Here is a 12,454-nt window from a genome sequence, read left to right as displayed (position 1 = left end):
CCACACCGGCCGACTCCGCGCCGAGGGGACGCGGGGTCGGCCCGCCACTCCAACGTCACCTTGCCGGTCTGCCGGTCTGCCGGTCGGGTGGCCACGGCTGCGTGGTCACGGCTGCGTACCGAAGTACCGATCGGGGCCCGGGCGCAACCGGCCTTGGGTGATGCTCCGGTCGCAAGGAGGGGCCGAGAGGGGACCGAAGGGGGGCCGAGTGGTGGCGACAGGATGGCGTACGGGGCGGTGGCGGTCGGTGCCGGGGCGCCTGATGCTGGCGCTGCTGCCGGCCGGTGTGGTGGGAGTGGTCGTCTGGGCGGCCACCCGCTTCGGGCTGGACAAGGCGGATCAGACCTCCGGCGTCGTCGGAGGCGTGGTCGGCCTGATCAGCCTGCTGGTCTCCCTCTTCCCCCTCCGCACCCCTGCGGACGCGGAGGCGCCGACGGGAGGGGCGGGGACCGGCCGTGCCTGGATCTCCACCGCGGCCCGGCATTCCTCCTACCAGCCGCCTCGGCCGCAGACCCCCGTACGCGGCCGGGACCAGGAGATCGCCACGCTGCGCCGGCTCACCCGGGAGGGCGGGGGCGGGCTGGCAGTGGTGTGCGGGGCGGGCGGCTTGGGCAAGACCACACTCGCCGCCGAAGCCGCCCGCCAAGCCGAGCAGGCGGGGCAGGCGGTGTTCTGGGTGCGCTGGCAGGACGACCGCGCCCGGCTCGCCGACGACCTCACCCGTGTCGCCCAGCTCCTCGGGCTCGGTCGGCAGCCGCAGCGACCTCGCGAACGCCTTGTGCGGCCTCGGTCGTTTCGAGGAAGCGGTGGAGTTGCACCGAGGTGCGCTCGTCGACCGTGAACGGCTCCTCGGACCCGATCACCCCCACACCCTCACCAGCCGCGACAACCTCGCAGCAGCCCAGGCCGCACTCACGACGGGTACGAGACGAAGGAGCTGGTGGCGCACATCCTGATGCCCGCGCCGCCCGGCCCGTTCCCGCCAGGCCTGCTCCCGCCCGGCTGCGGCCGCCCGGGCCGGGCCGGCGCCACGGCGGGGCGGGCCCCTACCGGCGGGCCGCCCCCGCCCCCAGCGCCGCCACCAGCGCGTCCGCGGCGTCCGGGAGCGGCCGGGCCGACCGGAACCCGGCGCCGGTCCGCCCGGCCTCCTCCCGTCCGTCGGTCAGGCACCAGTCCCACCACCGGTCCAGCACGCCCTCCTCCAGCCGTTCGGCGGCCACCAGCGCCGGCCAGCCGCAGGCGCGCGCCTGCGCCGTCACCTTGGCACCGCCCGCGACCGGGTCCACCGCCAGCGCGGGCGTCCCGGCCCGCAGCGCCAGGACCAGTCCGTGCAGCCGGTCGGTGACGACCAGGTCCAGCCGGGCCAGTACGGCCTCCAGCTGGGCCGGCGTGCCGCACAGCCGCCAGTCGTGTGCGTCGAGCCGCGTCTCCAGCTCCAGCCGGGCGCAGTCCTTGCCGGCCAGCCAGCGCGTCAGCCCCGCGGCGACCTCCTCGTGCCGCCGCTGTCCCCCGTACTCGTGCTGCCCGTGGGTGAGGACCACCCCGACGACCGGCCGGGCGGGCAGCGCGGGTGCGCGGGCCGCGAGGTCCGGGGTCGGCGCCGCGCCGGCGGCGTCCCGGGCCAGCACCTGGTGGAAGCCGGTCACGGCCGGGGACTCCGGGTCGACGACGGAGACGCCGACGGCGATCCGCACGCAGTGCGCGAACCGCCGGTGCACCTCCTCGACCTGCGGCCCGTGTGCCGGGCCGCACACGAAGACCAGCCGGGAGTACGCCGCCGGGTCCACGTCCGCGAAGTGCCGCCCGTCCGCCCGGAACCCGGGGCTCCACACGACGTCGTAGGCGAGCCCCGCGCCGCGCAGCACCTCCTCCACCCGCCGCAGCGCCAGCACGTCCCCGGCGGTCGCCTCCCCGTGCAGGAAGCTGAACCAGCCGGTCACCAGGATCCTGTCTCGTCCGTGCACAGTGCGCACGGGTGCCCCGACGCCGCCGCGGCAATCACCGGTGGCCGGTCAGGTCCACCGTCCCGCCCCCCGGCGAGCGGATCGGGCTCCCGGGGCTCCCGCGCGGCGGTGGGGGCGGATCCCCGGGCCGGGAGACTCGAACGCGGCGTGCTCCGGCTCGTACGGCGGGTGGGTCATGGCTCGCGCCTCGCGTCGCCCTGCCGCGAGCGGACGTACGCCTCGGCGGCGGGCGCGTACAGCAGGAACAGCCCCGGGATCGCGAGAACGGCGGCCACCAGGAGGATGAGGCCGCCGTACAGTGGGTCGACGAGCGCGAACGGGGCCGCGAGCAGCAGGGTCAGCACGGTCAGACAGGCGGCCGTGGTACGGGCGATCCGCCGCCCGCGGCCCGCTCGTACCGCGAACCAGACACAGGCGAGCCACAGGGCGGGCATCAGGGTCTGCCCCGCGTGCTGATCGGTTGTTCCCGCGACGGCCGCGGTCAGCGTCCCCAGCACCAGCAGGACCACGGCCAGGGTGACGCTCGTCGGTCGGCGGAGGATGCCGGGAGTCATTGGTTCACTTCCTTCGTGTGCCTTTCCCCGAAGCGGGGCGAAACGGGTGCGGGGCGGCGCGACCGCGACGGACACGGCGGTCGCGCCGTCCCGCACTCCCCCGGCCACCGATTCCACCGCGGCACACCATTGTTCAGCAGCCCGGACGCGGCACTGAACAACGCGGAACGACACGGTGAGGCCCATGGACACGGCACGGCACGGAACGGCACGGCACGGAACGGCGCGGAGCCATGCGGAACCGCGGTGAAGACACCGTGAACTCCCCGTGCGCCACCCCCGTTGAACATCTGTCCGGTTGCCGCCCCGTCCGGCGGCTCCCTACCGTGGGCGCCCGTACGGAAACCGAGAGCGACGAGCGGCGACGGGGCGGGCGGGGACACGTGAGCGGACGCGGAGTGGGACGCCGGGAGCGACGGCTCGACCCGGGGGCCGGACCGGTGCAGCGGTTCGCCGCGGAACTGCGCGCCCTGCGGGAGTCGGTGGGGCGCCCGACGTACCGGACGATGGCGGAGAAGGTCCCGTTCTCGGTGACCGCCCTGTCGCAGGCGGCGGCCGGCCGGCAGCTCCCCACCCTCGCGGTGACCCTCGCCTACGTCGACGTCTGCGGCGGCGACCCGCGGGAGTGGGAGCGGCGCTGGCGCGAGGCGAGCGCGGAGGCCGCCGCCCTCGCCGCAGCGGACGAGGGCGCCCGGCCGCCGTACCGGGGCCTGACACGGTACGAACCGGACGACGCCGCCCTCTTCTTCGGGCGCGACCGGCTCGTGGACCGGCTGGCCGACCTGACCCGCCGGCACCGCTTCACCGCCGTCTTCGGCCCCTCCGGCAGCGGCAAGTCCTCCCTGCTGCGGGCCGGCCTGATCCCCCGCCTGCGCGCGCCGGGGGACGGTCCGGACGCACCCGCGGCCCCAGCGGCCGTACGCATCCTCACTCCCGGCCCCGACCCGTCGCGCACCCACGCCGGCCGGCTGACCCCCGTCCCGGACACGGACGCGGACACCTGGCTGATCGTCGACCAGTTCGAAGAGCTGTACACCCTCTGCGCGGACCCGGACGAGCGGAACGCGTTCGTCGACCGGCTGCTCGCCGCCACCGCACCCGGCAGCTCACTGCGGGTGGTGATCGCCGTACGCGCCGACTTCCTGGGGCGGTGCGCCGAACACCCCGGCCTCACCGCGGCGTCGCAGGACGCCACGCTGCTCGTCGGCCCGATGTGCCGGGAGGAGCTGAGGGAGGCCGTCGTCCGGCCGGCCGCCGCGGCAGGACTGGTCGTCGAACGCGCCCTGACCGCACGGCTGCTCGACGAGGTGGAGAACGCGCCGGGCGGACTGCCGCTGATGTCGCACGCGTTGCTGGAGACCTGGCGGCACCGCACCGGCCGGACCCTGACCGAGTCCGCGTACGAGGCGGCCGGGCAGCTGCGCGGCGCCGTCGTCCGTACCGCCGAGGAGGCGTACGGCGAACTCACCGCCCCCCAGGCCGACCTGGCCCGACGCGTCCTGCTGCGGCTCGTCGCGCCGGGCGACGGCACCCCCGACACTCGGCGGCCCGCCGAGCACGCGGAACTCGACCTCGGCGACCCCGACGGCACCCGTGCCGTGCTGGACCGGCTGGTCCGGGCCCGGCTGCTCACCCTCGACGACGGCACCGTCGAACTGGCCCACGAGGCGCTCATCACGGCCTGGCCGCGGCTGCGCGGCTGGATCGACGCCGAACGCGACCGGCTGCGCGTCCACCGGGCGCTGTCCGAAGCGGCCCGCACCTGGCTGACCCTGGGCAGGGAGAGCGCCGCGCTCTACGCGGGCTCGCGCCTGTCCGCCGCCCACGACGCCTTCCCGCGCGACCATCGCCGTGCGGAACTCACCCCGGTGGAACGCGAGTTCCTGGCCGCCTCGCTCGGACGGCGGCGGCGCGCGGTACGGCTCCGGCGCGGCCTGTCGGCCGCCCTCGCCCTGCTGGTGCTGGTCGCCTCGGGCACCGCCGTCGTCGCCCTCAGGGCGCGGGCCGCGGCCCAGGCCGAGCGGGACGACGCCGTCTTCGGCCGGATCACCGCGGAGGCCGACCGGCTGCGCGGCACCAACACCGCGCTGACCGCCCGGCTCGACGTCGCCGCGCTCGGCATGCGCTCCACCCCCGAGCTGCGGACCCGGCTCACCACGGACGCGGGCCGGGTGCTGTCCACCCGGCTGCCCGGGCACGAGGGCGTCGGCAGCGCGGTGGCGTTCGCCCCCGACGGCGAGACCCTCGCCAGCGGCGGCCACGACGGCACCGTCCGGCTGTGGGACACCGCGGGACCGGGCGCGGCGGGCGCGGGCGAGCCGCTCGGCGAGCCGCTGCGCATCACCGGTGCACCGGTGGGCGCCGTGGCGTACTCACCCGACGGCGCCCTGCTGGTCGCGGCCGGGCACGGCGGCGCCGTCCGGCTCTGGGACGCACGCGAACGCGAGCGGCCACGGCCCGTCGGCCGGCCCCTGGTGAGCCACGACGGGGAGACCGTCGTCGCCGTCGCCTTCGCGCCGGACGGCGGCACTCTGGCCACCGCCGGCGACGACGGCACCGTCCGCCTGTGGGACGTGGGCGACCCGGCCGGGCCCGCACCGCTCGGCGAACCCGCCCGCGCCGACGCCCGCAGCGTCCGCGACGTCGCCTTCGCCCCGGACGGCCGCACCCTCGCCACCGCCGGCTACACCGGGACCGTACGGCTGTGGAGGCTGGCCGGCGACGACGGGATGAGGCCGCTCGGCGAGCCGGGGCGCGCACACGAGGAGGCGGTCTGGTCGGTGGCGTTCTCCCCGGACGGCCGGACCCTGGCCACCGCCGGCTACGACGACACGGTGCGCCTGTGGGAGGTGTCCGCACCGGGCGGCCCGACCCCGCTGGGCGACCCGCTCACCACGCACACCGCCGCCGTGTGGGCCGTGGCGTTCAGCCCCGACGGACACACGCTGGCCACCGCCGGACACGACGACACCGTGGTCCTGTGGAACGTGGCCAACCCCGCGTACCCGCAGCAGATCGGCGAGCCGCTGACCGGGCACACGGAAGGCCTGTGGGACCTGGCGTTCGCCCCCGACGGCCGCACCCTCGCCACCACCGGCGCCGACCGCGGCGTCCGCGTCTGGCATCTGCCGGAGAACGTCCTGACCGACTTCACCAACCCGCTCACCTCCGTGGCGTACGGCCGAAACGGCCGCCTGTTCGCCGCCGCCAGCACCGACGACGCCCTGGTCCGGCTCTGGGACGTCCGCCGCCCGGGCCGCCCCCGCCCGCTGCCGCGCCACCTCACCGGCCACGAGGCCCCCGTACTGACCGTGGCCTTCGCCCCGGACGGCCGCACGGTCGCCGCCGGCGCCGAGGACGGCACCGTACGGCTGTGGGACGTCTCCGCCCCGACGCATCCCACCCCCGTGGGCACCCTCCCGGACGCCCACCCGGGCGGTGTCCTCACCGTCGCCTTCGCCCCGGACGGCCGCACCCTGGCCACCGGCGGCGCGGACGGCAGGGTCCGGCTGTGGGACGTGCGCGACCGGGACGACGTACGCCCCGTCGGCGAGCCCCTGACCGCCCACACGGACTGGATCACCTCCGTGGCCTTCGCGCCGGACGGGCGCACCCTCGCCACCGGCAGCCAGGACAGGACGGCCCGGCTGTGGGACGTGAGCGACCCCGACCGGGCCCGTCCCGCGGGCGAACCCCTCACCGCCCACGGGGACTGGGTGAACTCGGTGGCGTTCTCCCCGGACGGCGACACCCTCGCCACCGGCGGCCGGGACCGCACGGTACGGCTGTGGGACGTCACGGCCCCCGGCCGGGCCCGCCCGCTGGGCGAGGAACTGACCGGGCACCGCGGCGGTGTCACCTCCGTGGCCTTCACCCCGGACGGCCGCACCCTCGCGAGCGGCGGCGAGGACCACGCGGTACGCCTGTGGAACGTCGCGGACCCGGCCCGCGCCGAGCCCTTCGGCCACGAACTCACCGGCCATCTGGAGACCGTCACCTCGGTCGCCTTCAGCCCCGACGGCGACACCCTCGCCTCCGCGAGCCACGACCTCACGGCCCGGCTGTGGACGCTCGACACGGCAAGGACGGTCCGGCACATCTGCGCCCGCACCGGCGGCGACCTCACCCCGGCCACCTGGCACGAACTCCTCCCGCGGCTCGCCTTCCGGCGCACCTGCCGGGACACGTGAGGACAGCCCTCGGCCGGCCCTCCGCGAAGCCGACCGCTCCCGGCCGGCGGAACGGCCGTCCCGCTCACCCGGCGGGCTCGCCGGGCCCACGAGCTCCGCCGCCACGGCGCATCACTTCCACCCGGCCTTCGGGAAGTGGTAGTGAGACCTGTGCCACGGGCTGCAGGATGGCACGGAGCCGCCCGGCAAGGTCCGGCACAGAGGAGGACACATGACGACGGCCACGGAGCTGTTCCGCAGCGCACGGGACTTCCTGCTGGAACACCGCGAGGACTACACCGCCGCCCACGAGGGATTCACGTGGCCCCGGCCCGAGCACTTCAACTGGGCGCTGGACTGGTTCGACGTCGTCGCCGACGGCAACACGCGCACGGCGCTGCACATCGTCGAGGAGGACGGCACCGAGGCCCGGGTCTCCTTCGCCGAGATGTCCGCCCGCTCCAACCGGGTGGCGAACCGGCTGCGCGAGTGGGGCGTCGGCCCGCAGGACCGCGTCCTCGTCATGCTCGGCAACCAGACGGAGCTGTGGGAGACGGCCCTCGCGGCCATGAAGCTGCGCGCCGTCGTCATCCCCGCCACCCCGCTGCTCGGCCCCGCCGACCTGCGCGACCGCGTCGACCGCGGCCGGGTGAGCCACGTCATCGTGCGCGCCGAGGACACCGCCAAGTTCACCGGCGTGCCCGGCGACTACACGCGCATCGCCGTCGGCGGCACGACGGAGCCCGGATGGCGGCCCTACGAGGACGCGTACACGGCCTCCGACGCCTTCACCCCCGACGGGCCCACCGCCGCCGACGACCCGCTGATGCTGTACTTCACCTCGGGCACCACCGCCCGCCCCAAACTGGTCGAGCACACCCACGTGTCGTACCCCGTCGGGCACCTGGCGACCATGTACTGGATCGGCCTGAAGCCCGGCGACGTCCACCTGAACATCTCCTCACCCGGCTGGGCCAAGCACGCCTGGTCGAACCTGTTCGCGCCGTGGAACGCCGAGGCGACCGTCTTCCTGTACAACTACACCCGGTTCGACGCGGCCCGGCTGATGGCCGAGATGGACAGGGCCCGGGTGACCACCTTCTGCGCCCCGCCGACCGTGTGGCGCATGCTCATCCAGGCCGACCTGACGCAGCTCGCCACCCCGCCGCGCGAGGTCGTCGCCGCCGGTGAGCCGCTGAACCCCGAGGTGATCGAACAGGTCCGCCGCGTGTGGGGCAGGACCATCCGGGACGGCTTCGGCCAGACCGAGACCGCCGTCCAGGTCTCCAACAGCCCCGGCCAGGTCCTGAAGACCGGCTCGATGGGCCGCCCCAGCCCCGGCTACCGCGTCGAACTCCTCGACCCGGTCACCGGCGCGCCCGGCGCCACCGAGGGCGAGATCGCCCTGGACCTGTCGGAGCGCCCCGTCGGCCTGATGACCGGCTACCACGGCGACCCCGACCGCACGGCGGAGGCGATGGCCGGCGGCTACTACCGCACCGGCGACATCGGCGCCCGCGACGCCGACGGATACCTCACCTACGTCGGCCGCGCCGACGACGTCTTCAAGGCCAGCGACTACAAGATCAGCCCCTTCGAGCTGGAGAGCGCGCTGCTGGAGCACGAGGCGGTCGCCGAGGCCGCGGTCGTGCCGGCCCCGGACGAGCTGCGCCTGGCCGTGCCGAAGGCGTACATCGTGCTGGCGGCGGGCTGGGAGCCGGGCCCCGACACCGCGAAGGTGCTCTTCGAGCACTCCCGCCAGACCCTCGCCCCCTACAAGCGCGTCCGCCGCCTGGAGTTCGGCGAGCTGCCCAAGACCGTCTCCGGCAAGATCCGCCGCATCGAACTGCGCGAGGCCACGGCGGCCGGTTCCCAGGACGAGTACCGCGAGGAGGACTTCCGGTGACCGCGCTTTCCTACGCCCACGGCACCAGCACCACCCCGCTCCTCGGCGACACCATCGGCGCCGACCTCGACCGCGTGATCGCCGCCCACCCGGACCGCGAGGCCCTGGTCGACGTACCGTCCGGACGGCGCTGGACCTACGCCGAGTTCGGCGCGGACGTCGACGAGGTGGCGCGCGGACTGCTGGCGAAGGGCGTCGCCAAGGGCGACCGGGTCGGCATCTGGGCGGTCAACTGCCCCGAGTGGGTCCTCGTCCAGTACGCCACCGCCCGCGTCGGCGCCATCATGGTGAACGTCAACCCCGCCTACCGCGCGCACGAGTTGGAGTACGTCCTCAAGCAGTCCGGCGTCACCGTGCTCGTCGCGTCCCTCGCCCACAAGGGCAGCGACTACCGGGCGATCGTGGAAGAGGTCCGCGGCCGGTGCCCCGCGCTGCGGGAGACCGTCTACATCGGCGACCCGTCCTGGGACGCGCTGACGGCGGGCGCCGCCTCGGTGCCCGTGGACCGGCTGAGGGCCGCCGCAGCCGAGCTGAGCTGCGACGACCCGGTCAACATCCAGTACACCTCGGGGACGACCGGCTTCCCGAAGGGCGCCACCCTCTCCCACCACAACATCCTCAACAACGGCTACTGGGTGGGCCGTACGGTCGGCTACACGGAGCAGGACCGGGTGTGTCTGCCCGTGCCCTTCTATCACTGTTTTGGCATGGTCATGGGCAATCTGGGGGCCACCTCCCACGCCGCCTGCATCGTCATCCCCGGCCCCTCCTTCGAGCCGGCCGCCACGCTGGAGGCGGTGCAGCGGGAGCGGTGCACGTCCCTCTACGGCGTCCCGACCATGTTCATCGCGGAGCTGAACCACCCCGACTTCGCCTCGTACGACCTCACGTCCCTGCGCACCGGCATCATGGCGGGCTCGCCCTGCCCGGTGGAGGTCATGAAGCGGGTGGTCGCCGAGATGCACATGGAGGAGGTCTCCATCTGCTACGGCATGACCGAGACCTCCCCGGTCTCCCTCCAGACCCGGATGGACGACGACCTCGAACACCGCACCGGCACCGTCGGCCGCGTCCTGCCCCACATCGAGGTCAAGGTCGTCGACCCGGTGACCGGCGTGACCGTGCCGCGCGGCGAAACCGGTGAACTGCGCACCCGCGGTTACAGCGTGATGCTCGGCTACTGGGACGAGCCCCGGAAGACCGCCGAGGCCATCGACGAGGGCCGCTGGATGCACACCGGGGACCTGGCGTTGATGCGCGAGGACGGCTATGTCGAGATCGTCGGCCGCATCAAGGACATGATCATCCGGGGCGGCGAGAACATCTACCCGCGCGAGGTCGAGGAGTTCCTCTACGCCCACCCGAAGATCGCGGACGTCCAGGTGGTCGGCGTACCGCACGAGCGCTACGGCGAGGAGGTCCTCGCCTGCGTCATCCCGCGCGACCCGGCCGACCCGCTCACCCTGGAGGAACTGCGCGCCTACTGCGCGGACCGGCTGGCCCACTACAAGGTGCCCAGCCGCCTCCAGATCCTCGACTCCTTCCCGATGACCGTCTCGGGCAAGGTGCGCAAGGTGGAGCTGCGGCAGCGGTACGGAGTGTGAGGCGCAAGGTCCAGGTTCGCCCGCCGATCTCCGTGATAAGCCAGTTTGATCTGGTGGACAGGTACGTGAACTGTTGTTTGGATAAGGCTAGTTGATAAGCCCAAGGCGCCGTGTGGGGGGTGCGTTCCGGGTTCGCCGTGCCAGCGGATTCAGGCATCCCTCCGGAGGTGTCTGCGTAGTGAGGACGTTCTGTGAGACTTATCGCTCGCACAGGTGTGGCTGTCTGTCTGGCGACGGCGGCCGCCGTCGCCTGGTCCGCCTCCGTCTCCTTCTCGGCCGAGCCGTCGCCGTCCGTGGCCACGCCCGTCGCGGACGAGGCCCCCGGTTACGCCGTCGAAGATTTCAACTATCCCGGAGCCGACAGGATCCAGCAGGAACAGGGCATCGTCCTCAAGCGGGGCGACGGACACATCGTGCTCGCCGAGTGCGGCAGCGAAGAGGGCCTGATGGAGCTGTGGGTGCGCTACCGCGCGGAGCACGTCTGCTTCCGTGTCACCGGGAACAGTGGCTACCTCAGCGTGGAGATCCCCGCCGTCTACGGCATCAAGGGTGCCGCGGACCAGTCCGCCGACGTGAAGATGACCGTCGACGACGAAGAGTCGCACTACGACGTCCCCGCCGGCACGCTCACGAACGTGGGCGAGACCGCAGATCCCGAGGGCCGGGACCACATGCTTCTGGAGATCACCACCAGCAAGTAGGCGGCGCCGCCCCGCAGTCGTCCTGACGGGACGCCGTTGTCGGCCGGTGATCCGGTCACAGCGGGCCGTGCCTGTCCGAACGCCGTCCGGACGAGACCGACCAGGGCCTCTGCGCGCCGTGCGCCGGGCCCGTCCTTTCTGGGCCCGTCGCGCCGTCGCGCCGTCGCGCCGTCGCGTCAGTCCCGCAGCCCGCATTTCCCATTCACCGCCGGCGGCGTCCCTGCCGTGCCCGGATGCTGTCGGCTGCCAAACGATCGGGAGTCGATCCTTGAACACGACGTACTGGAGCAGACGCCGGGTCCTGAGCGTGGCCGCCGCCACGACGGCGGCCGCGGCTCTCCCCTTGGCCGCCACCGCCCGCGCCTTCGCCGCGACGGTCGCCTCGGGTGACGCCCCCAACCTGCCGTCACTTCCGGACACAGCCCGCGCGCGAGCCGTGACCGCGTGGCAGACCGGCGGCAAGGCGACCAAGGCAGCCGCGGCCGTCGCTCTCGTCGGCACCGACGCGGAGGTCGAGGAGTTCGTCGCCACGAAGCTGCCTGCCACGGTCGCCGAGGACAACCGCGTGGCCCTCTTCAGGTCGCTCTCCCTGGCCGGCAAGGGCACCACGGCCGCCGTCTCCGACGCGCTGACCGCCGGAGACGCGGCGATCGAGGCCTTCCTCGCCGGTGGGTACGAGGCGGCGCAGAAGGAGGACATGAGTGCCCTCACCTTCACGCTGAAGGGACTGGGCGGCAGGAGCGTCAAGGCCGCCGCCGACACCGCGCTGAACGACGGCTCCGGTGACGCCCTGCTGAAGTTCATCACCGAGACGCAGTTCACCGCGCGCCTGGAAGACGAAACCGCCGAGGTCTTCAAGCTCCTCGGCGGCGCCGGACCCGAGCTGACCACGTACGCGCAGCGCGCGCTGGAGGACGGCGGCGCCGAAGCCATCCGCTGGTTCCTGGAGATCGGTCAGAACATAGCCCGGGCGCGCGACGAGGAGGCCGCGTCCATCGAGCAGCTTGTCGCCGTGACCGCACGTCAGTCCTCGCGTGCCGAGTTGTCGACGGCGAAGGCCAAGGAAGAGTCGGACAAGGCGAAGAAGGCCGCCGCCGAGGCCAAGAAGGCCGCGCTGGAGGCCGCCGCCGAGGCTCAGGCCGCGAAGGAGGACGTAGCCAGGTCCGCGGCCGCGGCCCGCAAGGCGGCCAGCGCCGCCAAGGGCGCGGCCAACGCGGCGGCGACCGCCATCTCCGCTTCCTACGCCGCACAGACCGCGGCCCGCAAGGCCGCCTGGGCCGCCCATGCGGCGACGTCCGCCGCGGCCACGGCCGCACGCGCCGCCTCCACGGCCTACCAGGCCGCCATGGCCGCCTCCAAGGACGCTGCGAAGACGGCCGCCGCGAAGGACGCGGCCGTCGCTGCCCGCAACGCGGCCGCGAAGGCGCGGTCGGCCGCCGCGGCTGCCGACCAGGCGAGGATCGCCTCCGCCCAGTCCGTCGTGGCCGGCAACTCGGCCGCCGCCGCCGCGCGGGACGCCGCGGTCGCGGCCAACGCCTCGGCCACCGCGGCCGGCG

The 12,454-nt window shown here is 74.3% G+C and carries 9 protein-coding genes; 7 read left to right on the top strand and 2 right to left on the bottom strand.

Going from position 1 to position 12,454, the window contains the following annotated elements; translation table 11 throughout:
- Positions 1 to 208 precede the first annotated feature (208 nt).
- Positions 209 to 841, top strand: coding sequence for an AAA family ATPase (locus tag ACP4J0_RS15865; RefSeq protein WP_426599316.1), 633 nt, complete (start codon positions 209 to 211; stop codon positions 839 to 841).
- Positions 807 to 956 carry a hypothetical protein gene (locus ACP4J0_RS15860; protein WP_426599315.1) on the top strand — a complete coding sequence of 50 codons (150 nt, stop codon included), beginning with the start codon at positions 807 to 809 and terminating at the stop codon, positions 954 to 956. The genes ACP4J0_RS15865 and ACP4J0_RS15860 overlap by 35 nt, the downstream gene beginning before the upstream one ends.
- 90 nt (positions 957 to 1,046) lie before the next feature.
- Here ACP4J0_RS15860 and ACP4J0_RS15855 read toward each other — a convergent pair whose 3' ends face one another.
- Positions 1,047 to 1,964 (bottom strand): polysaccharide pyruvyl transferase family protein, encoded by a 918-nt coding sequence (locus ACP4J0_RS15855; protein WP_426599453.1) that lies wholly within the window; start codon positions 1,962 to 1,964, stop codon positions 1,047 to 1,049.
- 173 nt (positions 1,965 to 2,137) lie between these two features.
- The gene (locus ACP4J0_RS15850) at positions 2,138 to 2,518 is read right to left on the bottom strand and encodes a hypothetical protein (protein ID WP_426599314.1); all 381 of its coding nucleotides are present in this window, start codon (positions 2,516 to 2,518) and stop codon (positions 2,138 to 2,140) included.
- Positions 2,519 to 2,901: 383 nt separating this feature from the next.
- Here ACP4J0_RS15850 and ACP4J0_RS15845 point away from each other — a divergent pair, with 383 nt between their 5' ends.
- The 5 genes from ACP4J0_RS15845 to ACP4J0_RS15825 all read left to right on the top strand — a co-directional run.
- On the top strand, positions 2,902 to 6,708 hold the full coding sequence (locus tag ACP4J0_RS15845) for a WD40 repeat domain-containing protein (protein WP_426599313.1): 3,807 nt from the start codon (positions 2,902 to 2,904) through the stop codon (positions 6,706 to 6,708).
- A 211-nt stretch (positions 6,709 to 6,919) separates the two neighbouring features.
- Positions 6,920 to 8,593 (top strand): AMP-binding protein, encoded by a 1,674-nt coding sequence (locus ACP4J0_RS15840; RefSeq protein WP_426599312.1) that lies wholly within the window; start codon positions 6,920 to 6,922, stop codon positions 8,591 to 8,593.
- A complete protein-coding gene (locus tag ACP4J0_RS15835) occupies positions 8,590 to 10,197 on the top strand; it encodes an AMP-binding protein (protein ID WP_426599311.1) in 1,608 nt (535 codons plus the stop codon). The genes ACP4J0_RS15840 and ACP4J0_RS15835 overlap by 4 nt, the downstream gene beginning before the upstream one ends.
- A 215-nt stretch (positions 10,198 to 10,412) precedes the next feature.
- A complete protein-coding gene (locus ACP4J0_RS15830) occupies positions 10,413 to 10,898 on the top strand; it encodes a hypothetical protein (protein ID WP_426599310.1) in 486 nt (161 codons plus the stop codon).
- 268 nt (positions 10,899 to 11,166) lie between these two features.
- A partial coding sequence (locus ACP4J0_RS15825; RefSeq protein WP_426599309.1) for an ALF repeat-containing protein occupies positions 11,167 to 12,454 on the top strand: 1,288 nt, incomplete at its 3' end.

The sequence above is a fragment of the Streptomyces sp. WG7 genome (assembly GCF_049975785.1).
In the GTDB taxonomy this organism is placed as follows: Bacteria; Actinomycetota; Actinomycetes; order Streptomycetales; family Streptomycetaceae; genus Streptomyces.
Note: the sequence above shows the minus strand (reverse complement) of the source record. Positions and strands in the feature narration are given on the sequence as shown.

Excerpts from the sequence above, each read along its gene's own strand:
- ACP4J0_RS15850 (WP_426599314.1), bottom strand. The coding sequence starts at position 2,518 with ATGACTCCCGGCATCCTCCGCCGACCGACGAGCGTCACCCTGGCCGTG.
- ACP4J0_RS15840 (WP_426599312.1), top strand. The coding sequence starts at position 6,920 with ATGACGACGGCCACGGAGCTGTTCCGCAGCGCACGGGACTTCCTGCTG.